The sequence below is a fragment of the Prevotella lacticifex genome (assembly GCF_019973375.1).
GTDB classification, from domain to species: Bacteria; Bacteroidota; Bacteroidia; order Bacteroidales; family Bacteroidaceae; genus Prevotella; species Prevotella lacticifex.
Map to the genome: position 1 here is coordinate 2,067,928 of NZ_BPTV01000001.1, position 25,519 is coordinate 2,093,446.

At 51.1% G+C, this 25,519-nt stretch carries 26 protein-coding genes; 14 read left to right on the top strand and 12 right to left on the bottom strand.

From position 1 onward, the window contains the following. Window positions 1-443: 443 nt before the first annotated feature. Window positions 444-1,742: a DUF3078 domain-containing protein gene (locus tag LDN30_RS08175; RefSeq protein ID WP_223926206.1), complete on the bottom strand. Its 1,299-nt coding sequence runs from the start codon at window positions 1,740-1,742 to the stop codon at window positions 444-446. 115 nt (window positions 1,743-1,857) lie between these two features. On the opposite strand from LDN30_RS08175, the gene LDN30_RS08180 reads away from it, so the two are divergent. Further along, the gene (locus LDN30_RS08180) at window positions 1,858-2,616 is read left to right on the top strand and encodes a PorT family protein (RefSeq protein WP_223926207.1); all 759 of its coding nucleotides are present in this window, start codon (window positions 1,858-1,860) and stop codon (window positions 2,614-2,616) included. Window positions 2,617-3,081: 465 nt separating this feature from the next. Here LDN30_RS08180 and cls read toward each other — a convergent pair whose 3' ends face one another. The 3 genes from cls to kdsA all read right to left on the bottom strand — a co-directional run bounded on the left by cls (window position 3,082) and on the right by kdsA (window position 6,348). After that, window positions 3,082-4,416: a cardiolipin synthase gene (gene cls, locus LDN30_RS08185; RefSeq protein ID WP_223926208.1), complete on the bottom strand. Its 1,335-nt coding sequence runs from the start codon at window positions 4,414-4,416 to the stop codon at window positions 3,082-3,084. Window positions 4,417-4,428: 12 nt separating this feature from the next. Next, window positions 4,429-5,430, bottom strand: coding sequence for a KpsF/GutQ family sugar-phosphate isomerase (locus LDN30_RS08190; protein ID WP_223926209.1), 1,002 nt, complete (start codon window positions 5,428-5,430; stop codon window positions 4,429-4,431). A gap of 165 nt (window positions 5,431-5,595) precedes the next feature. Beyond that, entirely contained in the window at window positions 5,596-6,348 is a 753-nt protein-coding gene (gene kdsA, locus LDN30_RS08195) for a 3-deoxy-8-phosphooctulonate synthase (protein ID WP_223929206.1), read from the bottom strand. 790 nt (window positions 6,349-7,138) lie between these two features. Between kdsA and LDN30_RS08200 the strand changes: the two genes are divergently transcribed. From LDN30_RS08200 to LDN30_RS08220, 5 genes are all read left to right on the top strand, one after another. Beyond that, complete coding sequence (locus LDN30_RS08200) at window positions 7,139-9,163, top strand: transketolase family protein (protein WP_223929207.1); 2,025 nt, start codon at window positions 7,139-7,141, stop codon at window positions 9,161-9,163. A 22-nt stretch (window positions 9,164-9,185) separates the two neighbouring features. After that, the gene (gene rpiB / locus LDN30_RS08205; RefSeq protein WP_223926212.1) at window positions 9,186-9,653 is read left to right on the top strand and encodes a ribose 5-phosphate isomerase B; all 468 of its coding nucleotides are present in this window, start codon (window positions 9,186-9,188) and stop codon (window positions 9,651-9,653) included. Window positions 9,654-9,800: 147 nt separating this feature from the next. Further along, a complete protein-coding gene (locus tag LDN30_RS08210) occupies window positions 9,801-10,736 on the top strand; it encodes a 4-hydroxy-3-methylbut-2-enyl diphosphate reductase (RefSeq protein WP_223929208.1) in 936 nt (311 codons plus the stop codon). Window positions 10,737-10,890: 154 nt separating this feature from the next. After that, on the top strand, window positions 10,891-11,220 hold the full coding sequence (locus LDN30_RS08215) for a hypothetical protein (protein WP_223926214.1): 330 nt from the start codon (window positions 10,891-10,893) through the stop codon (window positions 11,218-11,220). Between the two features lie 25 nt (window positions 11,221-11,245). Continuing rightward, entirely contained in the window at window positions 11,246-11,998 is a 753-nt protein-coding gene (locus LDN30_RS08220) for an MBL fold metallo-hydrolase (protein ID WP_223929209.1), read from the top strand. A 112-nt stretch (window positions 11,999-12,110) separates the two neighbouring features. On the opposite strand, the gene LDN30_RS08225 is transcribed toward LDN30_RS08220, so the two are convergent. The 4 genes from LDN30_RS08225 to LDN30_RS08240 are packed head-to-tail and all read right to left on the bottom strand — an operon-like array spanning window position 12,111 to window position 14,234. Next, window positions 12,111-12,653 carry a tetratricopeptide repeat protein gene (locus LDN30_RS08225; RefSeq protein WP_223926216.1) on the bottom strand — a complete coding sequence of 181 codons (543 nt, stop codon included), beginning with the start codon at window positions 12,651-12,653 and terminating at the stop codon, window positions 12,111-12,113. 17 nt (window positions 12,654-12,670) lie between these two features. Further along, window positions 12,671-13,231, bottom strand: coding sequence for a peptide deformylase (def, locus tag LDN30_RS08230; protein WP_223926217.1), 561 nt, complete (start codon window positions 13,229-13,231; stop codon window positions 12,671-12,673). 58 nt (window positions 13,232-13,289) lie between these two features. Then, a complete protein-coding gene (ruvX, locus tag LDN30_RS08235) occupies window positions 13,290-13,709 on the bottom strand; it encodes a Holliday junction resolvase RuvX (protein WP_223926218.1) in 420 nt (139 codons plus the stop codon). Beyond that, window positions 13,710-14,234, bottom strand: coding sequence for an SPOR domain-containing protein (locus LDN30_RS08240; RefSeq protein WP_223926219.1), 525 nt, complete (start codon window positions 14,232-14,234; stop codon window positions 13,710-13,712). A gap of 214 nt (window positions 14,235-14,448) precedes the next feature. Between LDN30_RS08240 and LDN30_RS08245 the strand changes: the two genes are divergently transcribed. From LDN30_RS08245 to LDN30_RS08280, 8 genes are all read left to right on the top strand, one after another. Beyond that, window positions 14,449-14,664 carry a YtxH domain-containing protein gene (locus LDN30_RS08245; RefSeq protein ID WP_223926220.1) on the top strand — a complete coding sequence of 72 codons (216 nt, stop codon included), beginning with the start codon at window positions 14,449-14,451 and terminating at the stop codon, window positions 14,662-14,664. A gap of 8 nt (window positions 14,665-14,672) precedes the next feature. Then, a complete protein-coding gene (locus LDN30_RS08250; RefSeq protein ID WP_223926221.1) occupies window positions 14,673-15,026 on the top strand; it encodes a phage holin family protein in 354 nt (117 codons plus the stop codon). A gap of 3 nt (window positions 15,027-15,029) precedes the next feature. Then, the gene (locus LDN30_RS08255) at window positions 15,030-15,293 is read left to right on the top strand and encodes a hypothetical protein (protein ID WP_223929210.1); all 264 of its coding nucleotides are present in this window, start codon (window positions 15,030-15,032) and stop codon (window positions 15,291-15,293) included. Between the two features lie 20 nt (window positions 15,294-15,313). Beyond that, window positions 15,314-15,877 (top strand): LemA family protein, encoded by a 564-nt coding sequence (locus LDN30_RS08260; RefSeq protein WP_223929211.1) that lies wholly within the window; start codon window positions 15,314-15,316, stop codon window positions 15,875-15,877. Between the two features lie 13 nt (window positions 15,878-15,890). Beyond that, window positions 15,891-16,898: a M48 family metallopeptidase gene (locus LDN30_RS08265; RefSeq protein ID WP_223929212.1), complete on the top strand. Its 1,008-nt coding sequence runs from the start codon at window positions 15,891-15,893 to the stop codon at window positions 16,896-16,898. A gap of 266 nt (window positions 16,899-17,164) precedes the next feature. Beyond that, window positions 17,165-17,716 (top strand): GDSL-type esterase/lipase family protein, encoded by a 552-nt coding sequence (locus tag LDN30_RS08270; protein WP_223929213.1) that lies wholly within the window; start codon window positions 17,165-17,167, stop codon window positions 17,714-17,716. A gap of 22 nt (window positions 17,717-17,738) precedes the next feature. After that, the gene (locus LDN30_RS08275) at window positions 17,739-18,224 is read left to right on the top strand and encodes a regulatory protein RecX (RefSeq protein ID WP_223929214.1); all 486 of its coding nucleotides are present in this window, start codon (window positions 17,739-17,741) and stop codon (window positions 18,222-18,224) included. Further along, a complete protein-coding gene (locus LDN30_RS08280; protein ID WP_223926227.1) occupies window positions 18,217-18,915 on the top strand; it encodes a ComF family protein in 699 nt (232 codons plus the stop codon). The genes LDN30_RS08275 and LDN30_RS08280 overlap by 8 nt, the downstream gene beginning before the upstream one ends. A 509-nt stretch (window positions 18,916-19,424) precedes the next feature. Here LDN30_RS08280 and LDN30_RS08285 read toward each other — a convergent pair. From LDN30_RS08285 to LDN30_RS08300, 4 genes are read right to left on the bottom strand one after another with little or no spacing between them, the layout of a single operon-like run. Beyond that, complete coding sequence (locus LDN30_RS08285) at window positions 19,425-21,968, bottom strand: DUF5686 and carboxypeptidase-like regulatory domain-containing protein (RefSeq protein ID WP_223929215.1); 2,544 nt, start codon at window positions 21,966-21,968, stop codon at window positions 19,425-19,427. Between the two features lie 55 nt (window positions 21,969-22,023). Then, on the bottom strand, window positions 22,024-23,010 hold the full coding sequence (locus LDN30_RS08290) for a CDP-alcohol phosphatidyltransferase family protein (RefSeq protein WP_223929216.1): 987 nt from the start codon (window positions 23,008-23,010) through the stop codon (window positions 22,024-22,026). A 21-nt stretch (window positions 23,011-23,031) separates the two neighbouring features. Then, window positions 23,032-24,126 (bottom strand): lysylphosphatidylglycerol synthase transmembrane domain-containing protein, encoded by a 1,095-nt coding sequence (locus LDN30_RS08295; protein WP_223929217.1) that lies wholly within the window; start codon window positions 24,124-24,126, stop codon window positions 23,032-23,034. Next, window positions 24,101-25,408, bottom strand: a complete 1,308-nt coding sequence (locus tag LDN30_RS08300; protein WP_223926230.1) for an inositol-3-phosphate synthase — start codon at window positions 25,406-25,408, stop codon at window positions 24,101-24,103. The genes LDN30_RS08295 and LDN30_RS08300 overlap by 26 nt, the downstream gene beginning before the upstream one ends. Between the last annotated feature and the right edge of the window lie 111 nt (window positions 25,409-25,519).

Sequence of the window (25,519 nt, forward strand, 5' to 3'; positions counted from 1 at the left end):
CCTTTATGGCCGTCCGGTCGGTCGTTAGGCCGAATATTCTTATCTGCCTTTCGGCAAACGAATGGCCACATTATTATGTGTTTGCGGGGTGCTGGACAGGCAAGATTAGGTGTCGTCCGCGACCATGGTATTATTTGACCGTTGCCACAATGTTGTTTGACTGTTGCATGCGGACATCCACATTTTCATTCGTCTGTTCCCCCATTATTATGTTTCCGTTATTTACGGACGGCCACAGGTTCACCCCTGCAACCGCACTATGCAGCTAATATTGATAATGAGCGTAATCAGCGGGAAGAATATTCTCTCGCCGACTACGCCGATTCTGTTTATCGTAGGAATTGATACACAATGGTATATTCCGCGGAAGTGGCGGGCAGATATGTGACCGGCGGGGGAAACGAATGCGGACCGGGGGGAATCAGAAGGCGCGCTGGGGGGAATCAGAATGTGTACTGGAAGCCAACGGAGAGATACTCCTTGAACTGCCAGTAGCCATGATGGTCGTCGCGCTTCACGCCGTCGTCGAAACGCGGATAGATAAAGACCTGGGCACTGATCCACTTGTTGAAGCGGAGGGTGAAAGTGTTCTCCCATTCCAGTTCGGCACGCTCATAGCTGGTGTATCCGTAGAGGCGCATCTTCCACTGGAGCATGTCCATAATCTGCCATGTGAGGTTGACGGTGAACTCCGAACCGAAGTCGTTCTTGAAGTGATGGTCGGGGTCCATGCCGAGGCGGTCGCAGAGCGACAGTTTCCGCGTATATTTCATGTTGTAGGCGAAGGGAGCGAGGTGAACCGTTCCCTTGAGGCGATGGCGGAAGAGGTCGGCGTTGTAGTCCATACCGAGCGAGAGGTTAAGGTTCAGCGGCGCGAGGAAGTCGGAATAGAGTGTGGGACTGTTCGACTTGTAGCTGTGGGTGAACTGCGAGTATGCTATGAGCTGCACGGTGTAGTACCAGCTGTTGTGGGCCTGTAGACCGAATTTCGATGTCAGTCGGTACATATCCTCGGTGGTCTTGAAGGTGTGGAGGGTGTCGGAACGGGTGTTCTGCATGCCGAAGCGAATCTCTAACTTGTTGTCCCACTTTATCTTCTGCTTGTTGTTGAAGTTGGCCTCGAGGGTCATATTCGACAGTGCCGAGTAGTTGCTCTCTCCGCCTTTATACCAGTTGCCGGAGATGTAGTTCTGCATGAACTGCATGGCGAAATCGCCCTTGTAAGTCCAGAAATTGGGCTTTTTCAGTACGAGGGTGAATGGTCCTGCCTCGGGCTCTACGAATTCGGGACCAGCTTTCTCTACGAGGTCGGTCTTTGGTCGCAGCGGTGCCTCAGCATTGTAGACCGGTGTTCCGGCCTCACGGATGTCGCTCTCGGCTCCTGTGACGAGCCATGGGTTGTTCATATATATGTTGAGGAGCTGTTCGTCGGCAAACGTCAGGGTCTTTCCGGGTGTGAACGCTCGCCCTGCAATATCGTCGTAGAACGTCATCGGCAACAGCAGACGGGCTGCCTCCGTGCCGCAGGAGTCTGACGGCAGACGGTGGCTGACGCTCTTACCGGTGCTGTCGGGAGCGAAGATGCGGTTATGCAGGGCCGTGAGCGAGTCGCTGAGCATCCGAAGGCGGTCCTCCGGCCGCGTTGTGGCCCGTACGGTGCGCATGAAATGGTAGCGGCCCTGGGCACTGGCGCACAGGGAGACGAACGATAGTAGGATATATAATAGAACTGACTTTCTCATATCGACATGCAAAGTTAATGGAAACATCAGAAAAACAAGCAAAAAATCCGTTTTTGTTTTGTATTTTCTTCTAATTGCCGTACCTTTGCAAAGAATATTCGACTAAGCCGACAAGATGAAGAAAAACGTTTTTCTGTTATTGCTCATGCTCCTGCCCTTAGCCAATGTGCAGGCGCAGATTATCAACAAGAGCAACAAGGACAAGATTGGTAAGGACATTAAAGAGGGTGTCCACGATGCCCTCAACGCCATACAGCAGGATGCTCACCCCACCGGTGAGCACGAATTGTGGGAGGCCTACGCCGGTCCGCGCCTCGGCCTTGGCGCGTCGATGCTTGTGGGTGCCGGCGGACTGCCGGAGCCGGGAGTGATGGCCGGTGGTTTCTTCGATGTGTTCGTGGCTAAGAATCTGAGTCTCTCCATCGAGTTCAACTACAGCCATGTAGGTGGAAACAACATCAAGACGACAAGGACCATTGACGGTCTCGACAATCAGGGCAAAGCCTACCACACAACGGAGAAGATAAAGAACAACGTCAACGTGGGCTATATCAACACGTTGTACTGCATCCACTGGTATCCATGGCCCTACCGTCCCGTTAGTTTCTACACCGGACTCCAGTTCAGCCGTGTTGTCAACGCCAATATCAGGGAGCATGGCGGCAAGAAGATGGATGTCAAGGACGATGTCTTTTCGGGTGAGTTTGCGTTCCCTATCGGTGCAAGCTACGAGTGGAAACAGTGGTCGTTCGACGCCCGCTACCTCATCTCGCCGCGCCGTCTGGCCAGCGCCCAGCGCACTAAGGACGTCATCGGCAGTGCCCACAACATGTCGCTGATGTTCTCGTTGGCCTACCGGATAGAGATATTCTAAGGTCCGCCGGCCCGTTACATAGACAATATCCTACCGCATAGAGATTTTCTAAGTTCCCGCTGGCCCGGTACATAGACAATATATCAGCGAGGTGCCTCTCCCATTTTCTCCGCATAAATAGATGTATAACCAGTTGATAGAGAGGCAGTAGCAGCGCGCATCCACCGTTGGGGCGGGGTTTATCCCTGTCCTACTGCCACGGGAAATAACATTTTACACATTTATATTATCGCAGCTGATAGGTCAGAGATAAGCCCTGCTCCAACGGTGGCGAAATGCAACACCATGATGGTGATATAAAAATCAGAAACATATCCTTATATCTTCGCAGATGATGGTATGGAAAAGAAAAACTGTATTCCCCGTGTTGCCTGTGCAGAAACAAATTGATTCCTTCGGCACGGGAAACACGAAAAATACGATTATTGGGGAAGAGAGGATATACTATTGAACCACAGACAGTTATCAGAGGAACGGCGACAACAGATGCCCTACCCATCCCTTGAATTTATCCCATCCTGAGCGCCACTCGTCCCACTTCTCCTCAGTAAGGAAAAAGCAGTCCTTCTTCTGACGCTCAAAGTAGTTGTTGAGCTCACGCGTGGTGCACTTGTCGAGGATAACGGCATTCTCCTCACGATCCCAACGCAGACTGCGCGAATTGAGATTTGCCGAGCCGACGGTGCAGATGCGCCCGTCGACCATTATTATCTTGGTGTGGTGGAATCCCGGCTCATACATCCACACCTCGCACCCGTGCTTCATAAGTTTATGGGCGTTGTAGAAACCGCAGTCGGGAGTCAATGGAATGTCGCTCTTCACGCTCAGTAGGATTTCGACTTTCACCCCACGCTTGACGGCTTTCTTCAAGGCTCTCATAAGCCTCGGCGAGAGGGTGAAATAGGGATTGATAATCTTTATGCTGTCGTGGGCGTCGTTGATGGCGTCGAGGTAGAACTGTCTTATTATTTTGTTTGTCGTGTGGGGCTCGCGGTTGATGATGCCCACCATCTTTTGGCCGGCCGAGCCGCAGGTGTCGGGTTTCAGTCCATTGAAGTAGCTGATGTCCTGTCCGCCGTGGTAGAGACCAGTCTCGTCGATGCCGCGGCCTGTCGTCAACTCCCACATTCTCACGAAGATACGCTGGAGAGTGTTCACCTCCTCACCACTGATGCGGCAGTGCATATCGTGCCATGAGCCCACGCGTTCCGTACCTTTTATATAATAGTCGGCAATATTCATTCCGCCGGTATAGGCTATACGCCCGTCGATGACCACAATCTTGCGGTGGTCGCGGTTGAAAACATCGTCGAGGAAGGGGAATCGCACGGGATTGAACTCCCGGATTTCTATTCCCTTGCTGCGGATATACCTCAGGTCGCGCTTGCGCATCGGACTGTTGTTGCTCGCATTGCCGAATCCGTCGAAGATGAGCCGCACCTTCACCCCCTCCCTGACTTTAGGAACGAGGTGGCTGATGAGCTCCCGGTTTATCGAGTCGTTGCGGAAGTTGAAGTACTCCATGTGGATGGTACTGCGGGCCTGGTCGATGGCCTTGAAGAGGTCGTCGAACTTCTCCTGTCCGTTCATGAGCAGGGCAACGGAGTTGTTGTGGGAGAATGTCACGCCCTCGGCACGCAGCTGTCGGGCCAGCAGACTGTCGGCGGTGACGGCCTCCGGTGCTGTATTGCCGTCAGCAGAGGGCACAGTAGCGTTATGCGCCGACACCGCTGATGGCACAGAGAGTACTGCCGCAGTCAGGGCTGTGGCAGCAAAATGGTTAAGTAAGTGTATCTTCATTCGGTACGCACGCTATTTCTTGTCCTCCATGAGTGATGCAGCATAGCTGTCGACGATGCCGAGAAGATGGTGGTCCTTGTCGGTGACGAGCACACTGTGAATCTTGTTCCGGTGCATAACGCGCTGAATCTCAGTAATCTTTGTTTTCGGAGATACCATCTTCGGCGTGCGCGTCATGATGTCGCTCACGGTATGGTCGAAGAATTCGGCCTGCCAGCGCTCCATGGCCCGGCGGATATCGCCGTCGGTGATGAGTCCGATGACCTTGTTGTCGGCATCGACGCTGACGCCCATTCCGAGTTTTCCTTTCGACACATGGATTATTGCCTCGCCGAGGCTCATCTGCTCCGGAATCACTGGCAGGTCCTCGGAGCGCATCACGTCCTGAGCTGTTGTCAGCAGCCTCCGTCCGAGTTCGCCACCGGGATGGAACTGCGCGAAGTCGCGGGGCTTGAAGTCGCGGACCTCCATAAGGGCGATAGCCAAGGCGTCGCCCATGACCAGAGCCGCTGTGGTGCTGCTCGTCGGGGCGAGGTTCAGAGGACAGGCCTCCTTCTCCACGCTGACGGTGATATGTGCCGTAGAGTATTTGGCCAACAGGGAGTTAGGATTCCCCGTCATGCCGATAATCGGAATATTCATGTGAAGGACCATGGGTATGAACCGCAGCAGCTCATCGGTCTGACCGCTGTTGCTGAGGGCGAGGACCACATCGTCGGCCGTCATCACACCTAAGTCGCCATGATAGACATCGAGGGGATTGATGAAGAAAGCTGGGGTGCCCGTCGATGCCAGCGTGGCGGCAATCTTCGCTCCAATATTGCCGCTCTTGCCCACACCGGTGACGATAATCTTGCCTTTGCAGGTGTACATCATGCGGACCGCCTTGTCGAAGTTGTCGTCGAGTTGGGGGATGAGCTCAAGGGCTGCCTGAGCCTCGTCCTTAATACATTGAATGGCATACTGGCGGACGTTCTTCAGCCGCTCTTCTGCCGTAGCTATGTCTTTTATCATTATATTGTTTCTTCGCTTTATCTCCTTCACTAAGGAAGGCTGCGGATTATGTTGTTATCCCTTCACAAAGAAAGGCTGTGGATTATTGTTATTGACCGTTCCTTCGCTAAGGAAGGATGTGGATTATCTGTTATTCTGCATTGCCGAATGATGATGCCCAAGAGCCTACAGCAGTTCGCCGATGAGGGCATCGAGCTTACTGAGCTCCAGCATGTTGGCAGCATCGGAGAGGCCACGGTCGGGGTCGGGATGGACCTCGAAGAACCATCCCGTGGCTCCGAAGGCCTTGGCAGCCTTGGCCATCATCGGCACATACTTGCGGTCGCCGACGGTCTTGCCGTTGCCGGCACTCGGCCGCTGCACGCTGTGGGTGCAGTCCATGATGACCGTAGGGACGATGCCGAGCATGTCGGGGATATTGCGGAAGTCGACAACAAGATTGTTATAGCCGAAACTGTTGCCGCGCTCGGTGAGCCACACATCGGCAGCACCGCTCTCACGGGCTTTCTCGACAGGATAGCGCATGTCGGAACCGGAGAGAAACTGGGCTTTCTTGATGTTCACGGTCTTGCCCGTCTTGGCGGCAGCGACGACGAGGTCGGTCTGACGGCAAAGGAAAGCCGGAATCTGAATGACATCAACGACTTCGCCGACAGGAGCCGCCTGCCAGCTCTCGTGGATGTCGGTGAGAAGGCGCAGACCGTATTTCGACTTCACGTCGGCAAGCATCTGCAAGCCACGGTCGAGGCCGGGGCCACGGAAAGAATGGATGGACGTGCGGTTGGCCTTGTCGAACGACGATTTGAAGATGATGTCTATACCATATTTCTTGTTCAGACGCACGAGTTCGGCGGCGACTGTATCGAGCAGCTCCTGCGACTCGATGACACATGGTCCTGCTATGAATATCGGTTTCATTTGTTATGCTTTGTTTCTCTCTGTTTAAAGAATATAAAAAACGGCAATGCGCTCTCCATATAAATAAGGTTGCAAAGTTACGGATATTCAACAACATCACCAAACGATTAACAATTCTTTACGTCTAAAGACAACTATAACGATTGCAATAAACGGACGTGCACCGTATATTTTGCAACGCAAGACTTTTCGCTCCCGCTGATGGAAGAAACATGTAACATAACCCCATGAATCGGACATGCATTAAGATGACAAAATAAATAGAACCATCAACCAATTGTCGAAATGGGCTAACTTCATACGCGTAGAAGCCTGTAGAGCTTATAGTTACGGCTATACACCATTCTACCCTCCTTTCTATACCCCTAAGATTTGGAATCGGGTTAAATATTTTGTAACTTTGCATCCAAATAACAACAATCAACTTAAACAGCGACTCATTAAGCCTCAGCGTAAAGTTAACCGGCACGCAGATTCCTCCGATTAAAAGATCTCGGTAGCTGTCAGCAGGCGATAAGGTCATTCGACGGGATACTGTCGGATTGAGTTAGGGTGCCTCAGCAACCAGCGAAGAAGCGATGATACCGTCCGCAATCAATGCGAAAAAAAGAGTCGAAAGTGCTAAAATGACTGCTATCAGGGGCTGAAAGAGTGGCAATAATACACTATTATTGAAAAAAAAGCATTAACAAACGTTTTTGAGACAAAATAAATAAGATTCCGTTTTGTTCTCCGTCGAAAAAGCAGTATATTTGCACTAAATTATTCATCAAAACCAAATAACTGATTTATGAACGATAACACTATCATGCAGAAGGCGGCAGACAACATCAGAATCCTTGCCGTCTCAATGGTAGAGAAAGCCAAGTCCGGCCATCCCGGTGGCGCCATGGGAGGTGCCGATTTCATCAACGTGCTTTTCTCTGAATATCTCGTCTACGACCCCGACCAGCCAACATGGGCAGGCCGCGACCGTTTCTTCCTCGACCCAGGACACATGTCGCCGATGCTCTATTCGACACTCTGTCTGTCGGGAAAGTTCACTCTCGACGAAATACAGCAGTTCCGCCAGTGGGGCTCTCCGACTCCTGGACACCCCGAGCTTAACGTGGAGAGAGGTATCGAGAATTCGAGCGGCCCGTTAGGACAGGGACACGCTATCGCCGCCGGTGCTGCCGTGGCAGAGAAGTTCCTCGAGGCACGACTTGGCAAGACGGTCATGCAGCACAAGATTTATGCTTACATCTCTGATGGTGGCATTGAGGAGGAAATAAGTCAGGGTGTCGGACGCATCGCCGGCAACCTCGGCCTCGACAACCTCATCATGTTCTACGACGCCAACGACATCCAGCTCTCGACAGAGTGCGGAGTGGTCATGAGCGAGGACACCGCCGCCAAGTATAAGGCGTGGGGATGGAACGTAATAAAGATAAATGGTAACGATGTCGACGAGATTCGCAAAGCCCTCGACGCTGCTCAGAAGCCTAACGGACATCCTACAATAATCATCGGTCACACGATGATGGGTAAGGGCGCTCTGAAGGCCGACGGCACAAGCTACGAACACAATATCAAGACTCATGGTGCTCCTCTCGGCGACGGCGCTTATATCAACACCGTCAAGAACCTCGGTGGCAATCCCGACGATCCGTTCGTTATCTTCCCTGAGGTCAAGAAATTATATGCTGACCGTCAGGCTGAGCTCCGCAAGATTGTGGCTGAGCGCCACGCTGAGGAGAAGAAGTGGGCAGAGGAGAATCCTGAGAAGGCCGCTGAGATGAAGGAGTGGTTCTCGGGTAAGGCTCCAAAGGTGGACTGGTCGAAGGTGGAGCAGAAGCCGGGCTCGGCTACGCGTAACGCATCATCGGCTTGTCTGGCTGAACTCGCCAAGCAGGTGCCAAATATGATCTGCGCTTCGGCCGACCTGTCAAATTCTGACAAGACCGACGGATTCCTCAAGCAGACACACTCGCTCATGCGCGACGACTTCACCGGTGCCTTCTTCCAGGCAGGAGTCAGCGAGCTGACAATGGCCGACATGTGCATCGGTATGATGCTACATGGTGGTGTCATCGCTGCCATGGGAACATTCTTCGTCTTCTCCGACTATATGAAACCGGCAGTAAGACTTGCAGCCCTCATGGGCACACCAGTGAAATTCATCTGGACTCATGATGCCTTCCGCGTAGGAGAGGATGGTCCTACCCACGAGCCGGTGGAACAGGAGGCTCAGATTCGTCTGCTCGAGAAGTTGCAGAACCATAAAGGACAGGACAGCGTACGCGTATTCCGCCCTGCCGACGCTCAGGAGACAACAGTCTGCTGGGAGATGGCTATGGAGAACACCGAGACTCCAACGGCTCTTATCTTCTCGCGTCAGAACATCGCAGACCTGCCAGCCGGCAACGACTACACATTGGCCCGTAAGGGTGCATACGTGGTGGCAGGCAGCGACGATCCGTTCGATGTCATCCTGTTGGCAAGCGGATCAGAGGTCAGCACACTCGAAGCAGGTAAGGAGCTCCTCGAAAAGGACGGCATACGTTGCCGCGTGGTCAGCGCACCGTCGGAGGGGCTCTTCCGCCGTCAGCCAGCTGACTATCAGGAGAGTGTCCTGCCTACAGGAAGCAAGATATTCGGTATGACAGCCGGACTGCCCGTAACCCTTGAGGGACTTGTCGGTATCGGTCCTAACAGCCGCATCTTCGGTATGAGAAGTTTCGGATTCAGTGCCCCATATAAGGTGCTCGACGAGAAACTCGGATTCACCGCCGATAACGTCTACAAGCAGGTGAAGGACTTTCTGGGAAAGTAAATCTTTAAAAAAAGAAACGACTATGGAAGTAAAGAAAGTGGGACTCGCTTGCGATCACGCAGGCTTCCCGATGAAGCAGTTCGTCAAGGACTACCTTGACAAGCATGGTTATGAGTATGAGGACTTTGGATGCTTCAGCGACCTCAGTTGCGACTATCCTGATTATGCCCACCCTCTTGCCGAGGCTGTCGAGAGTGGTGATGTCTATCCCGGCATCGCTATCTGCGGTAGCGGAGAGGGAATGGCCATAACGCTGAACAAGCATCAGGGTGTGCGCGCCGGACTGGCATGGAACAAGGACATTGCCGAGCTCATACGCCAGCACAACGATGCCAACGTCCTCGTACTCCCGGGACGATTCATCAGCAACAAAGAGGCTGAGGGCATTCTCGATAAGTTCTTTACTGCAACATTCGAGGGAGGACGCCATGCACGCAGGGTTTCGAAGATTCCCGTCGAAGCATGGAAGGAATCACAGAAAGATAAGTAAGACTCGATAGCCGCCGACAGAAAGTCCGACGCCAGCAAAAGAGTCGGAAACCGAGGCGGGAAAGAGCTCTGAAATACAACAAAGGCTCTCACCCTTCTGACCGAAAGAATGGATGAGAGCCTTTTTAATCTTCTACAAATAAATATAATGGACAACAATAACAAGAAGGCACTGACAATAGAAATCGACTCGGGAAGCGGATTCTGCTTTGGCGTGACGACAGCAATAAGGAAAGCTGAGGAGGAACTATCGAAGGGCGAGACGCTCTATTGTCTTGGCGATATCGTTCACAACGGCATGGAAGTCAAGAGGTTAGAGGACAAGGGGCTAATAACCATCGACCACGAGCAGCTGAAGAATCTCCACGGGGTGAAGGTGTTGCTGCGTGCCCACGGTGAGCCACCAGAGACTTACGAGATAGCCAAACGCAACAATATCGAGATTATTGATGCTACATGTCCCGTAGTGCTCGCTCTGCAAAGGAGGATAAAGACCAAATACGAGCAGCCAACAGACGGGAAAAAGAAAGAATCAGACACTACCGGAAGCAGCTGTCCGGCAAAGGAAAAGAAAGCCTCCATCGTCATCTTCGGCAAGAATGGACATGCTGAGGTTCTCGGACTCGTGGGACAGACAGCCGGACACGCCATAGTCATTGAGAATCTTGAGGATGCTAAGAAGAAGCTCGATCTCACTCACGACATATATCTGTACAGTCAGACGACGAAGAATCTTGATGAGTTTCACAGTATCATCAACTATATACAGGCAAACTTATCGGAAGGCGCTACGTTCCAGAGTTTCGACACCATCTGCCGTCAAGTGGCCAACCGAATGCCGAATATAGCCGCTTTTGCATCGCGCCATGATGTCATTCTCTTTGTGGCCGGACGCAAGAGCTCTAACGGCAAGGTGCTGTTCAAGGAATGCCAAAGGGTGAACGCCCGCAGTCATCAGATAGAAAGTGCCAATGAAATAGACATGGCATGGTTCGACGGAGCCAGGACAATAGGTATCTGTGGGGCCACAAGTACTCCGAAATGGCTCATGGAGGAATGCCGCGACTATATTCTCTCGCATTAGACAGTGCAGTCATCGTCAATACAGCTTAAAATCAGCGACTTACAGCATTATATCTATGACCGGGATAGTGTTTAAAACGACTGTCAATATCATGAGAAAAAACTTGTAATATCGTTGAAGGCAAATATAAATCTCATCAGTTATCTATCAGTTTATGACGGACAAAGAGTTTCAGCAAATCTGGCAAAAGAACAGAAAGGCTATCCTTTCGCACGACGAAGAGTACCAGCGCATACAGAACGGATATAAGCAGGGCAGCATCGTCAACTGGATAATAATCATTGGCGGAGCAGCTGTAGGCTCTTCCCTACCCGACTTTCTGCCAATACAGAGTGCTCCCTTGAAATGGATTTTAGCCATTGCCGCCGGAATCATCGTCATCGTCGTTGGACTCTGGATAAGATCACTGTTCATATCGACAAAGACGGCAGATGAAGTGGAGAAGGAAATCATGGAGAGATACCGCAAGACTCTTAAAGAATGAAGGATTTTTTAAGGCTGAAAAGACTATGAGAAAGATAAAGACTTTGGCTTTGCTACTGTTAGGGGCAGTGATGATGGCTGCCTGCGGAGATAATCAGCCGCAGGAGAAGAAAGGGCCGGACGTGTATTATACTCAAAACGGAAAGAAGATTACCATCACTCCGATAAAGCACGCAAGTCTGCAAATTAATTACGACGGACGGGAGTTTGAAATCGACCCCGTGTGCAGTCATGTGGGACCGGTCCTGTCGTATCTCGATAAGCCGAAAGCCGATTTCATTCTCGTGACGAACAAACAGCTCGACCACTTCGACGATTATGCCATCCATGTGCTTACTGATAAATACACTGAGCTGATTATTCCAAAGGACATTTGGTATCAGATGCGCATCGGCAATGTCATGGAGAACAACATGTATATGAACATCGGACAGAAGAGTGTAATCTACTGTGTACCAGCATACAACATCTCGAAGAAGAACGCAAAGAGGCATCCTAAGGGAAGATGGAACGGATACGTTCTCGATTTCGACGGATTCAGAATATATATTGCCGGCGATACGGAATATATCCCGGAGATGAAGGACCTTAAGAATATCTCGATAGCATTCCTCCCGGTGAGCCGATTCACTATGGACCTGAAACAACTGAGGAAGGCTGTAGAGACTATAAAGCCGAAAGTCGTCTATCCTTATCACTTCTACAATGCCGACACAGCCCAGATACGTCATGCACTTCAGGGAACCGGTGCTGAGGTCAGAATAAGGTATCTAAGATAAAAGGCTTAAAGAACAAAAAGAGTAATTGCGGTGGCAAACACCGGCGAATACTCCTCAGATGCCATGAGATTGCGGGCGCAAGAACCAAAGCGGCAACAGCACGAGAATAATCTCAGTGAGAACCTCTCAGCCGTTGTGTGGCAAGAATCGTCTGGCGCAGGTCCTTTGCGGCAGTAAACGAGGGCCATCGCTTTTCTATATAGTCGAGTTGCTGCAACGCTATCGCGAACGCATGCTCCTGACTGTAGCAGTAGGCCCGGTTGAACCAATAATCGCAGTTGTCGGGATTCATCTCCAACGCATGCGTGAAGTCGACGATAGCACTGTCGTATTTCTCTTCACGAAGGCGCGACATGGCTCTAAGTTCCACGTAATCAATGATAAACGGGTCTATGCTGATAGCTCGCGAGCAGTCGTTCTCGGCACCCTTATAGTCCTCAAGATGATACTTCGACAATGCGCTGAGGTACCACGCTTCATTCTTGTCGGGCCGCAAGCCGACCACACGCTGGAATATCTGCAGGGCTACCACATAGTAGCCCTGGTCGAGCGAGCGACGCCCCTCATCCATAAGTTTCTTAATATTGTACTGTGCCATCATTGGCGCAGCCAACAACAATAATAAAAGAGCAAGGGCCGCCCGCTTGCCATTCATAGATATTCCCGCCTTTCTTATTTCTTATAAGGTTTGACACGATAGCCGCAACGCACCTTTCCTGCCGACAGGGCCTTAAGTTTGCTGCGTATCATCTGCTTGCGGAAAGGACTGAGATGGTCGATAAACATCTTTCCTTCGAGATGGTCGAACTCATGCTGCATGACACGGGCCAGATAGCCATCGACCCATTCGTCATGTTCCTGAAGATTCTCGTCGAGCCATTTGGCGTGTATACGCTTAGCTCGCTTTACCGGCTCGTGGATGCCCGGCAGCGACAGACAGCCCTCCTCAAGGGTCTCAGTCTCGCTGTCGTCGAACTCGAGGATATGGCCATTGATGAAAGCATGACGGAAGTCCTTATACTCCGGAAACTCATCGCTGAGCGGTGTGAGGTCGATGATGACCACACGGATGCTCTTGCCTATCTGAGGTGCCGCAAGACCGACACCATCACTGGCTGTATTGGTCTCGTACATATCCTGAATCAACTCCTTCAGATTTGGATAGTCGGTAGGAATATCCTGTGCTACCTTTCTGAGCACCGGCTGTCCGAAAAGATATATTGGTAATGTCATTAATTAATGTATATAATATGTGACTTGTATTATGAATGTATTTTGCTGACGGAATTCCTTATCTACCTATTGACTTCATGTAATCCTGAAGGATTATCGTGGCCGAAATCTCATCAACGAGTCCCTTGTCCTCACGGCGGCGTTTCTTCTTCACTCCCCCGGCAATCATCGTCTGATGGGCAATGACCGACGTAAACCGCTCGTCATAAAAATCTATGGGAATGGCGGGCATGGCCTTGCGCCAGCGGTTGACGAACTGCACGACACGCTCCAGATTCTCGCTCGGCGCGCCGTTTGGCTGCGTTGGACGCCCGATGACAATGCGCTCGACATTCTCTTTGGATACATAGTCCTTGAGATAGTCGAAGAGCGTCGACGTACCGACCGTCGCCAGTCCGTTGGCAATAATCTGCAACGGATCGGTGACGGCTAAACCTGTACGTTTCTTACCGTAGTCGATAGAAAGAATTCTTCCCATTTACTTTGCCAGAATCCAAGCGTCGCCCTTAGGGTTGAACTGTGTTCCCTTAATGGCGTCACGACTGCGGGCAGCATCACCCTTCGAGTCGGCAGTAGCAGAGATTACACGATAGAACGTTGTTCCATTGATATCGGCTATAGCCATTGATGGGTTATAGCCGGCGCGCTGCAGACGTGAGAGCAGGTCATCGGCATTGGCCTTGATGGAATATGAGCCAATAACTACGCTGTAAGCTTTAAGAGCCGCACCACCGGCATAGCTGACGTTCTCGTGGCGTACGGGGATGTTGTCGTTGTTGTCGACAACAGCAGTCTGGTCGGCCGACTTCTGCTCGAGAGGCGATACAACAGGGACGTCAGTGTCGGTATTCGTATTCTGCGACTGCGCATTGTCGTTCTTCAGAGCCTGATCCTGGGCCTGAGCCTTGTCATAAGCCTTACGGTAAGCACTCTCGCTTGATTTACAACCAGTGAAAGACAGGGCAATACACATTGCCGCTCCTAAAACCATTATTTTCTTCATAATCCAGTATTACTTTTTATTGTTGTTTATTTTCTTGAACACTTTTATTTTGCGAAGATACTAAAAATTACTCAGAAAAGAGCCAGACAGGACACATAAAGTTTGTTAAATAAATGTTTTACATCATTTTTAACAATAAATAGTCGAGAATGATTGCAGAAGAGAAAAAGAATTCATAAATTTGCGATTGAAAACTTTTTAAAACCACAAGCTTATGAAGACATTAGGTTATATTGGTGCATTCCTCGGCGGTGCAATCGCCGGTGCAGCACTCGGTTTACTGCTGGCCCCGGAGAAGGGCTCTGACACACGTTCTAAGATTTCAGATGCTGTCGACGACTTCTGCAAGAAGCACGACCTGAAGTTATCGCGCAAGGAGATGGACGAGTTCGTCGATGATATCAAGGACTCTGCCGAAACAGCTGAATAAAGTCACGCATGTTCTCCAACGACAACAATGTTGAAACGATAGCACAACTCGTAGAGGTGCTGAAACATTACATCGGGCTTCAGTCAGAGTACGTGAAGCTCGATGTAATAGAGAAGGTGGTACGCCTTATCACTGCCCTGACGGTAGTGGCGGTATTCTGCCTTCTTCTTGTCTTTGCGCTGATATTTTTCTCCTTCGCAATGGTCAACATTCTTGCTCCGGCACTCAACTCTTTGAGTATGGCCTACACCCTCGTAGGAGGATTCTACATTTTGCTGCTCATCATTTTCATCATTTTCCGGCACAGATTAGTCGAGCGTCCGCTTGTAAAGTTTCTCGCCGGTCTGCTAATGTCAAAATAGATTATGTCGGAAAATAAAAATATTAATGAGGTTCCCGTTTACCGTAGTCTCGACGAGATACGGTTGCGCAAGGCACAGTTGCTGACCGACATTGCCAAGGACAGCAACCACGTGGAGAAACTGTGGAACCGTCTCTTCCATAAGCAGAACAGCGGTAAGCAGACCCCGTCACGGCGGCTGTCGTCACTGGTATCGACAGGAGGCAGTGTCCTCGATGCAGCCATTCTCGGATGGAAACTCTACCGTAAGTTCAAACTGAAGAGATAAAAGAAAACTCAATAATTTTTATGACAGGATTGATAGTATTTGTAGTTATAGCCGTTATCATCGTCTTGTGGGTCATTAGTATCTACAACAGCCTTGTGCGCTTGCGCAACAACAGGGAGAACGCCTTCGCCGACATTGATGTCCAGCTCAAGCAGCGCTACGACCTCGTTCCGCAGCTCGTCGAGACCGTGAAAGGCTATGCCAAGCACGAGAGCACCGTTCTGCAGAATGTCACCAATGCCCGTGCGGCAGCCATGAGCGCAACAACCATTGACGACAAGATAAAGGCCGACAACGCACTTACGAGTGCCCTCGCCGGGCTGAAAGTATCGTTAGAGGCTTATCCAGACCTCAAGGCGAACCAGAACTTCCTTCAGCTTCAGGACGAGATTGCCGACATCGAGAACAAGATTGCGGCAGCCCGCCGCTACTTCAACTCGGCAACCCGTGAGCTCAACAACGCCGTCCAGGCTTTCCCGAACAATCTTTTTGCCGGAATGTTCCATTTCCAGACAGAGCCGATGTTCGAGGTTCCTAAGGAGGAGCGCGCGCAGTACGAGAAAGCACCCGAAGTAAAGTTCTAACAGCCCCATTGGAATGCAATACGTCGGAATACAGACTCAAATTTGGCGAAACAACATCAAGAGCATCATCCTGCTCTTGATGTTTCCTGTTATTATCCTGGCCACGGTATGGGTATTCCTCGCCGCTGTCAATTATATCGTTGGCGCCGGTGTTTACGACGCTGAGGGTAACATCGTCCACAATATCGATGCGGCTATAGTGAACCATTATTTCATCAAAGTGCTGCCATGGGTAGTGGGTGGCGTAGGACTGTGGTTCATCATTGCCTACTTCGGCAATGTCAGCATGATAGAGCATTCGGTAGGAGCGCGACCACTGTCGCGCAAGGAGAATCCACGGGTATATAATATTGTGGAAAACCTATGCATATCCTGCGGAATGAAGATGCCGAAGCTTTACATCGTCGACGACCCCCAACTCAACGCTTTCGCCAGCGGCATCAACGAGCGCACTTATGCCGTGACACTAACGTCGGGCATCATCTCGCTCCTCAGCGATGATGAGCTTGCGGGCGTTGTGGGCCATGAGCTTACCCACATCCGCAACCACGACACCAAGCTTCTCATCACGAGCATCGTCTTTGTCGGTATAATATCCACGATAATGAGCCTCACGGTGCAGTTTCTGTATAATAGTTTCTGGCACATCGGAGGCCATTCCGACGACGATGACGGGAAGGGAAACATAGCGGGCATAGTCGCTATCCTCGCCATAGGAGCCGTGTGCTGTTTCATTGCCTACATCTTCACGTTGCTCACACGCTTTGCCATCTCGAGAAAACGCGAGTATATGGCTGACGCCGGTGGCGCTGAGCTCACCCGCAACCCCTTAGCACTGGCCTCAGCACTCGAGAAAATAAGTGCTAACCCGGGACTCGACAACGTAAAGCGCGCTGACGTATCTCAGCTCTTTATCTGCGAACCCGACAAGATGAGTCAGGGCATTCTCGGATTCATGAACTCATTGTTCAGCACTCATCCCGACACGAGAAAGAGAATAGAGGTCCTCCGCCAGTTCTGATTCAACTGTATGACCGATGCCGTAACTACAGCAAACACAGACAGTTAAGGGCATTCATCCGTCCCGACGGCCATCATTCTCCATCTTCGTGGAGGTCATCATTCTCCGCAATGGAGACAATTAAAAACATGAAACTAAAACATACTGCAAAATTAATATTATTAGCTTGCCTTGTCGCACCGAATGCTTTGGCCCAGACTCCAAGGGTAACATTCCGCTCGACAGGGCATTATGCTCACAGAGTACACCTTTTCCAGAGTTTACCAATGATTACATCTGATGATATCGTCATGCTCGGCAACAGCCTCACCGAGTTTGGAGGCAGCTGGAACGAGCGCTTTCCCGATGCCGGCGCAAACATCGTAAACCGAGGAATACGCGGCGATGATGCCGTGGGAATGCTCCACCGCATACGGCAAATTACATGCGGACAGCCGAAAAAGATTTTCGTCGGATGCGGAATTAATGATGTCAGCCACCGTCTCACCAACGTTGAGGTGGCCCAAAGAGTGAAAAAGCTCCTCAGAGCCATCCGCCAGCAGAGTCCGAAGTCGAAGGTCTACTACTTCAGCCTCTTCCCCATCAACGAGAGTTTCAACCGCTGGAAGACCCTTTCCGGCCGCACAAACGATATCCCTTTGATTAACAAGATGATGCGAGCCTGGTGCGCCAAGAACGGAGTGACCTACATTGACGTATTCTCCCACATGACAGAATCCGGCTCAAACGTGCTCCGCAAGGAGCTAACCGTCGACGGTCTTCACCTCACCGAGGAGGGTTATCGGGTGTGGACAGCCGCGGCCAAGGAATATTTCTAACCCCTAACAGATTGCTTGATACATGATAAACCGCATCATAACCGAGGAGGAAGCGCTGAAACGGCTATCGTCGCTATGCGCCAAGAGCGAGCATTCATCGGGTGAGGCCAACGAGAAAATGATTCGCTGGGGACTCTCCCCGCAAAGCCGGTCGAAGGTCATAGCCAAGCTCATCGACGCTAAGTTTATCGATGACAGCCGTTTTGCCCGCTTTTTTGTCCACGACAAGATACAATTCAACCATTGGGGCCGCCGTAAGATTGAGATTGCCCTGAGACAGAAAGGTGTCGACCCCGATACGGCATCAGAGGCTCTTGATGCTGTCGACGACGACGAATACCTCAGCATTCTGCGTCCGATGATTAAGGCCAAAGAGAAGACGGTGACCGGAGCAAGCGATTACGAGAGGGCCATGAAGACCATCAAATGGGCCATGGGCCGCGGTTTCACCATCGACCTCATACGCAAGTGCATCGACGATATTGCAGCCGACTACGACGATGAGTAGCTCATTCTTTTCACGTTTCATCGATGTGCTGGCACCGGCAAGTTGCCCCATCTGTGGCAACCGGCTGTCTGCCGACGAGCGTTTCCTCTGTGCCGGATGCCTGTTGCAATTGCCATTCACCGGTTTCGAGGCCAATCCCGGCGACAATCCCATTGCCGAGACACTCAGGTGGCATTTCCCCGTCGAGAAGTGCGCCTCACTCCTATCCTATCGTCCGGGCTCCGCCATTTCGAAGCTGCTCCTCTCGCTGAAATTCTTCAACCATCCGGAATACGGCACAGAACTCGGCCGGATAATGGCTTCGGAGTTTCAGTCGGCCGGATTCTTCGATGGCATCACCACTCTCTTTCCCCTTCCCCTCACCCGTAAGCGCCAACGTCAGCGCGGTTATAACCAGAGTCTTGAGATTTGCCGCGGCATCAGCGAGATTACCGGTATCGCCATCACAACCAAAGGAATGACGCGGAGCGAGGGCAACGCCCCGCAATCATCGCTGCCTCACGACAAGCGCTACGAGAACGTGAAGAATGTGTTCCACCTCACCGACCCTTCCATATTCCAAGGACAGCACATCCTCATCGTCGACGATATTCTCACCACAGGCTCAACGGTCACAGCCTGTGCCAAGGAGATTCTGAAAGCCGGTGACGTGAAGATAAGTATAGCCACTATAGGCTATGCCGGACAATGACCACAGCCATTACTCGCTGTCTGTATCCCAAGCTATTGGCTCTACTGAAAGACTACGATAAACTTAAATCTGATGCCCCAATTGTTGGCATCAGAAGGATTTTCTAAGCTGTTCTCCGTTTAATATCCCCCACTCCAACACAATGAAAAGCCGATGGATAAAACCATTTTTCCGTCATCCATCCGTCTGTTCCCAGCATGCGAAATATATTTACAGCATTTCCAAACATATCATTTGGGCTTGCGAAACGGGCCGTTTCAGCGTCTAAAACGGGCCGTTTTGCAATGCGAAATGGACCGTTTCGCAAGTCAAAATGGCATAAATTGTAAGTCATTGATAATCAGACGGTAGCAGAGGGGCAATTGAAACGCATGCTTACTAAAATACTTTTACATTTCAGCGTAGCCATTATTGTCCGCACAAAGGATATTCCGGAAAGACAGAAGACAAAAAAAATAAGTATAGCTACTGTTGGCAATGCCGGACAGTAACTATACTTATAATCGCTTTTAGAATGTCATCATGAAATTAAACCTGATGCCCCACTTGTCGACATCGGGCAGATTCTTGTAAGTCAAACGGCGGACATAGTCGACACCGAAGAACTTAAAGATGTTGTGTACTCCCACTATCCCTTCCCAGTAAGGCTGGTTCGACATGATATGCGAGCTGGCCGGGAGCTGGAAGAGGACCGGATCGTCGGGGTGGAGAGTCGGGTTGTTCTTGTCGGTAAGGTGACCCCACATTCCCTTCACGCCGATAAACTCACGCCACTTCAGTTTCTTTATCAACGGAATGCGGTTGAACAACTTTCCGTTGAGGTCCCACAGCGCACTCCAGTAGACATATCTGTCGTTGAGGAACTCCATATTCCGCATGAGGTTGAACGTCACATCGTTGACATCAGTGAAGTAGTTAAGGCTCACCGGCGGCATGCACAGCAACGGGAATGGCACCTTGTTCCACTGCGCACGCCCTATGACATGCATATTGATGTATCCCCAGCTGCCGAGCCACTGACGCTTGTAAGCACTCACCTCAGTCATGTTCGAGTTGTAGTCGCCGCCGAGGAATCCTTTCACACCCATTGTGTGGGTTATCGAGAACTCCGGACTGTCGAAGTTGGTAGGATAGCGGCGTTGCTTCGTATTGATATACGACTGGTTGGGGCAGTATCCGATGGTGGCGCTGAACTCCGACGTATGTATCCTCGTCACCTCCGGAATATTCCCTTGTGCGTCTGGAATGCCGGCAACGGGAATGAAGTGCAGGTCGCCCGTAGGACGGTCGTTCTCGATGTTAACCGATGCCTTGTAGCTCAGACCCCATTCCGTCTCGTAGTTGAACTCGAGCTTATGGCTGGAATAGTAGTACATCTGACGGACGCTCTGGGTGCGGAACGACTCGAAGATATTGTCCTTATTGTTGAGCAGATACTTGTCCGACGGCGACATGAGATCGTAGGTGTCATAGAGCGTCAGCGAGCGCACGGGGAACTCGAAGGGCGAGTTCTCCTTCTTGTTGAACGACCATGTGAGCTCCGTTCCGTAGTACCACTTATGGCTGTCGGTACCGTAGGCCCCGAATCCCTTGAGGAAGAAGTGGGGATTGAGAGCCGCCATCGTCCTGCCGCTAAGCCGCAGACGGTAGCCGTCGACGAAGTTATGCGACACAATAGTGTTCACCGGTCCCACATCGAACTTACTGCGATGGCCGGGTTTGCTGGTCTCGACGAAGTTCTCGGCGAACATTTTCAATACGAGCTGTGCCCATCCGAAATTCTTGCTCTTGGTGAGACGATAGACGAAGTAGTCCATATTGCTCTCGCCTTTCGTCAACGGCATCGTCCGCGCCGTTTCCCAGTATTCATCGCCACGGATCCGCGCGCTCGGCATCTCCTTTGTTGGTGCCCTGCCGCGCAGCAGCCGCGGTGGGTTCTCGTCAGTAAAGGTATAGTCGCCGATGGTCGTCTTTCGTGTGACGACGAGCTTTGGCGCAAAGGCCAACAGTTTCATCTCGGCCGTCATCTCGTCGCGGTCGAGGACCCACATGCCATTGGGGAGTTTGGCAAACGACTGAACGACATTCATATTATCAACAAAGTTGACATCACTCTTCTTAGGAATGACCAGCTCACAGTACTTCACCTGGACGGCACTGTCCTTGGTGATGAGCAGCTGTCCCTTGAATCCGAAGTCCTGTTGGTTGGCCGGATAGAACAGAACCTGCCAGCACGAGTCGCCCTTGTAGACGACAGAGTCCTGGATATAGAAGTGATAGAACGAGATAGCGGTCCGGCCGATAGGACTCGGAAACGGATATTGCAGCACCCTAACGTAGTCGTCGTAAATGTTGACATCCTGGAAAATTTCCTTGAGCATGACGTTCACCATCTCACCGGTCTGGAAAATCTTGTTCACTCCAGCCGACCGCTGTCCGTCGAGGATGTCGAGTTCGCGGTGCGGCGACTTCCTGTAGATGTGCTTCGTGACCGTTTCGTCAACCGTCAGCGGCAGGATTAGCCGTGAGGAGTCGATAGGCGACTTCTCAATATGCTCTATATACCACGGTTTCCGCTTATGCTTGATCGTGTCGACATTATCCTGCGAGAGCGTAATCTTCTGATACTTAGTGAATTCATAGAACGGCAAGAGCTCAAGATGCGAGGTTTTCTTGTGTTCTATAACCCTCCGCATAAGAGCCACTGCGGGATTGTCCTTCTTACGGTAGCGAGCCCGACGTCCCTTAACGGTAACCCCCTGAAGACCAGTTTCCTGCGACTTCAGGGTGACCTCGAAATAAGAATCCGCAGGGATGTCGATAGTACGCTTCTCGTATCCCACACTGCTGATAATCATCTTCTTTCCCGGATTCTTAGGCAATGTGAAATTTCCCTCAGCATCGCAGCTGACATTCATCTTAATATCCTTCAGATAGATGTTGGCATAGGGGACCCCCAATCCATCACTCTTATCTGTTACCTTGCCCGTAGCCTGCGCCCAGACCGGAATAAAGGCAATGGTTAGCAAGACAAGTAAAATAATTCTTTTCATACAATTTGTTATCACTGAATAGCAATCCCATAATCAGAGGGATGCAAATTAATAATTATATCCGTTTCAGAATATCCGCGCAGAGGCTCTCATGGCGACGAATCATCCATTCAGCCAACCCTGTCATGATTATGGTCTCGAACAAGAAGTAAGCCCATGGCAAATCCAACAGACACAGTGCATACATCACCATGGCGCGGACATTGAATGTCAGGATGTTAGCTATCTTCATCAGTGGCAGCGACCGCTTGCGAAACTCCTGCTTGATATCGTCGGGAACGGCTGCCATACTTCCGTACCTGCGGTTAACCTTCTCCCTGAGAATCTGGAAGTTCGGTGTCAGCCGCTCTTGTCGGGCAGTATATCCGACATACGTCTTGAGGAAAGCCTTCCAGAGCACATTGCCCTTCCACGGCGTGGAATCGTATATCCCGCGCTGCTTCTTCGACGTGTCGAGTTCGCTGCCATCCTTTCCGTTCACCACAAAGAGATGAATCTGCCGGTAGTAATCGGCTATGCCGCACTGTCCGCTATGGCATACGAAACCGGAGAAGAGACACAGCAGGAGCAGCAACCCAGTGAAGAACAGCGTGTTACCGTTGTTGTCGGCAATATCAAACCACCCGAATTCGACTGAATGATGGTAGTAGAATCTCACCACGAGAGCTAAATAAATAGGTATGAACCACACCTCGCTGGCCGCACCGTCGAGGATCCGACCCAACCGAGTTTTCTGGTTTGTCATCCGTGCCAGCTGACCGTCGGCACTGTCGAGGAAGTCGGCCACTGCAAGCATCACAACGGCAATGATGTTCATCTTCAGACCATGGAGTCCACAATAGCGGTAACTGCCACTGGCAAAGAACCATGCCGAAGCGGCACCGATAATCATCGACAGCACGGTCACACCATTAGGATGGACGTGTAGCTTCTTAAAAAACACGGCGAAGAGATAACCCACAGGGCGCGTCCACACCTTGTCGAGCCACTCCTCAGTATCCTCCGATTTGAAAGTCTTAGCAACCTTTTCCCTTAGTGACATAGTTTTACTATATAATAGTGTTTATCCTTTTATTCTCATCAACAATACTCCTATCGCATCCCATATTATTTCTCTCAGCCGACAGACGATGCTCACGGTCATGCCAATGCCCGTAGTCAGACCAAACACCGTGACAGCCATGGCATATCCGCCCTCACGGGTTCCGAGCTGCATGGGAATGAAACCAAGAATATTGGCAAAAAGCGACGTGAAAGCCAGAATCAGGAAACTCTGAATGAAGAGCACCAGTCCATCGGCAAATCCCGTCAGCGGCACAACCCCGAGCGACAAAAGGATGAAGAACACCTCCAAACTCTGAAGGATGCGGCCAACATACTCAATGGTGAAACTCTTTCTGAATACGCTCTTGTTCTGTTGGCGGAGCTGGCTTATCTGCTTGTCGATATTGCCAATGGCCTCACCATATTTATCCTCCATCCTCTGCGACCAGCGGTGGAGCCCCGGCAGACGGCCGATGCCGCGGAGCATCTTCATGACAAAGCCGTTGCGGTAGCCTTTTTTAAATATGTAAACGCCTCCATAGCTGAATATCGCCCCGAAGACGAGAACCACAGCCAGTGCTGCGTCAATCTTTGCCAATCCCAGGACAGCTAAGACCAGATAGACAGCCACTGCCGTCAGCCAGAACCAGAAGTGGGTGTAGATGTGCGTCATGCTGTGGAGCAGCACCGACGAGGTAGCACGCTGAGTGCCAACCCGTTCCTTGAGCTCCACTATCTTGTAAGGCTCGCTGCCGAGGAGCCCCATCGGGGTGAGACTGTTAAGAGCGAACCCCGTTACCGTCCACTTGTAAATAGTAGCCAGACCGACATTGCACGGACCCTGACCACGAAGGATTGTCAGCCACGCATAGGCACTCATAAGATACAATGGTGCCCACATCGTCAGTACGGCTGCGGGCAACCACCATGTCTTGAAGATTATGTCGGACAACTTTTCCCAGCTGACATCGAAGGAGAATACCATCACGACGATGGACACAAGTCCGACGACGAACATCGAAGCCTTGAAAATCGCCTCGCCAGAAATATGATTTTGTTTCTCCTTCATGTCAATGGGGCTATTGTTGTCAGTCGATTTCTTCGTCAGCCTCATAACCTCCCATCTCGCGGATAGCGTTCTTGAGCATGACGTACTGGTCGAAAAGGTTGTTTACAGCCTCCTCGCCCTTGGTATAGTCGTGCATCGGACTCTTGAGGAAGAAGCTCAGGAAGCGCTGTATACCGTAGCGTCCGGCGCGTGCAGCAAGGTCCATGAGCAGCGTGAGGTCGAGCAGAAGAGGTGCTGCGAGGATGGAGTCGCGACAGAGGAAGTTTATCTTTATCTGCATCGGATAGCCCATCCAGCCGAATATGTCGAGATTGTCCCATCCCTCCTTATTATCGTTGCGCGGTGGATAATAGTTGATACGCACCTTGTGGTAGATATTTCCGTAGAGGTCGGGCTGGTCCTCCTTTCTCAGGATTGTCTCGAGAGTCGATAGCTTCGACACCTCCTTGGTATGGAAGTTTGCCGGTTCGTCGAGGACGAGACCGTCGCGGTTGCCGAGGATGTTCGTCGAGAACCATCCCGCCAGACCGAGGTTGCGCACCTTCAGTATGGGCGCGAAACCGCTCTTGACGAGGGTCTGTCCCGTCTTGAAGTCCTTGCCGGCGATAGGCATCTTCGTCTTTTCAGCCAACTCCCACATTGCTGGAATGTCGACGGTAGTATTAGGAGCACCCATAATGAAAGGAGCGCCCTCGGTGAGAGCTGCGTAAGCATAGCACATCGACGGGGCCACATGCTCGCGGTCGTCGTCCTTCATGGCCTTCTCCAGTGCGGCGAGGGTGCCGTGGTACTGTTCGTTGTATGGAACGTAAATCTCCGTCGAGGCAGCCCAGATGACCACCACACGTGCACAGCCGTTCTCCTTCTTGAAGTTGCGGATGTCCTCCCGGAGGGCCTCAACCATCTCCCAGCGGGTCTTGCAGTTCTTGACGTTATCACCGTCAAGACGCTTAGCGTAGTTGCGGTCGAAGGCAGCCTTCAGCGGTTTGATAGCCTCGAGCTCATCGCGCACGGGCTCAATGTCCTTAGCCTTGAGCACCTCAGCGTAGACAGCGGCCTGATAAGCATTCTGAGGATATACATCCCATGTGCCGAAGACAATGTCGTTGAGGTCGGCCAAGGGCACAATGTCCTTATAATGAAGATATTTCTTCTCACTTCCGCGGCCCACGCGGATCTTGTCGTACTGGGTCATCGAGCCAATAGGCTTGGCCAGACCCTTGCGTGCCATGAGCACACCGGTCATGAAGGTAGTAGCTACTGCGCCACAACCCACAACCATAATTCCCAGCTTTCCGTCAGCTGGTTTGACGTTCGTTTGTTTCATTAATATTTTAGTTTTTTGGAAAATGATGATTTTCTAAGTTCTTTCTCAAGCATATCTCCTCCCTTTTATGACCGGTTTGTAACCTACTATGTTCCTTTTAGGAAACCGATA

Coding starts and splice junctions, on each gene's coding strand:
- LDN30_RS08300 (WP_223926230.1), bottom strand. CDS start 25,408: ATGAAACAAACGAACGTCAAACCAGCTGACGGAAAGCTGGGAATTATG.
- LDN30_RS08220 (WP_223929209.1), top strand. CDS start 11,246: ATGAGAAAGATAAAGACTTTGGCTTTGCTACTGTTAGGGGCAGTGATG.
- LDN30_RS08280 (WP_223926227.1), top strand. CDS start 18,217: ATGAGTAGCTCATTCTTTTCACGTTTCATCGATGTGCTGGCACCGGCA.
- LDN30_RS08215 (WP_223926214.1), top strand. CDS start 10,891: ATGACGGACAAAGAGTTTCAGCAAATCTGGCAAAAGAACAGAAAGGCT.
- LDN30_RS08210 (WP_223929208.1), top strand. CDS start 9,801: ATGGACAACAATAACAAGAAGGCACTGACAATAGAAATCGACTCGGGA.
- LDN30_RS08200 (WP_223929207.1), top strand. CDS start 7,139: ATGAACGATAACACTATCATGCAGAAGGCGGCAGACAACATCAGAATC.
- LDN30_RS08180 (WP_223926207.1), top strand. CDS start 1,858: ATGAAGAAAAACGTTTTTCTGTTATTGCTCATGCTCCTGCCCTTAGCC.
- cls (WP_223926208.1), bottom strand. CDS start 4,416: ATGAAGATACACTTACTTAACCATTTTGCTGCCACAGCCCTGACTGCG.
- def (WP_223926217.1), bottom strand. CDS start 13,231: ATGACATTACCAATATATCTTTTCGGACAGCCGGTGCTCAGAAAGGTA.
- LDN30_RS08265 (WP_223929212.1), top strand. CDS start 15,891: ATGCAATACGTCGGAATACAGACTCAAATTTGGCGAAACAACATCAAG.
- LDN30_RS08250 (WP_223926221.1), top strand. CDS start 14,673: ATGTTCTCCAACGACAACAATGTTGAAACGATAGCACAACTCGTAGAG.
- rpiB (WP_223926212.1), top strand. CDS start 9,186: ATGGAAGTAAAGAAAGTGGGACTCGCTTGCGATCACGCAGGCTTCCCG.
- kdsA (WP_223929206.1), bottom strand. CDS start 6,348: ATGAAACCGATATTCATAGCAGGACCATGTGTCATCGAGTCGCAGGAG.
- LDN30_RS08260 (WP_223929211.1), top strand. CDS start 15,314: ATGACAGGATTGATAGTATTTGTAGTTATAGCCGTTATCATCGTCTTG.
- LDN30_RS08270 (WP_223929213.1), top strand. CDS start 17,165: ATGATTACATCTGATGATATCGTCATGCTCGGCAACAGCCTCACCGAG.
- LDN30_RS08255 (WP_223929210.1), top strand. CDS start 15,030: ATGTCGGAAAATAAAAATATTAATGAGGTTCCCGTTTACCGTAGTCTC.
- LDN30_RS08290 (WP_223929216.1), bottom strand. CDS start 23,010: ATGTCACTAAGGGAAAAGGTTGCTAAGACTTTCAAATCGGAGGATACT.
- LDN30_RS08225 (WP_223926216.1), bottom strand. CDS start 12,653: ATGAATGGCAAGCGGGCGGCCCTTGCTCTTTTATTATTGTTGTTGGCT.
- LDN30_RS08190 (WP_223926209.1), bottom strand. CDS start 5,430: ATGATAAAAGACATAGCTACGGCAGAAGAGCGGCTGAAGAACGTCCGC.
- LDN30_RS08275 (WP_223929214.1), top strand. CDS start 17,739: ATGATAAACCGCATCATAACCGAGGAGGAAGCGCTGAAACGGCTATCG.
- LDN30_RS08295 (WP_223929217.1), bottom strand. CDS start 24,126: ATGAGGCTGACGAAGAAATCGACTGACAACAATAGCCCCATTGACATG.
- ruvX (WP_223926218.1), bottom strand. CDS start 13,709: ATGGGAAGAATTCTTTCTATCGACTACGGTAAGAAACGTACAGGTTTA.
- LDN30_RS08245 (WP_223926220.1), top strand. CDS start 14,449: ATGAAGACATTAGGTTATATTGGTGCATTCCTCGGCGGTGCAATCGCC.
- LDN30_RS08175 (WP_223926206.1), bottom strand. CDS start 1,742: ATGAGAAAGTCAGTTCTATTATATATCCTACTATCGTTCGTCTCCCTG.
- LDN30_RS08240 (WP_223926219.1), bottom strand. CDS start 14,234: ATGAAGAAAATAATGGTTTTAGGAGCGGCAATGTGTATTGCCCTGTCT.
- LDN30_RS08285 (WP_223929215.1), bottom strand. CDS start 21,968: ATGAAAAGAATTATTTTACTTGTCTTGCTAACCATTGCCTTTATTCCG.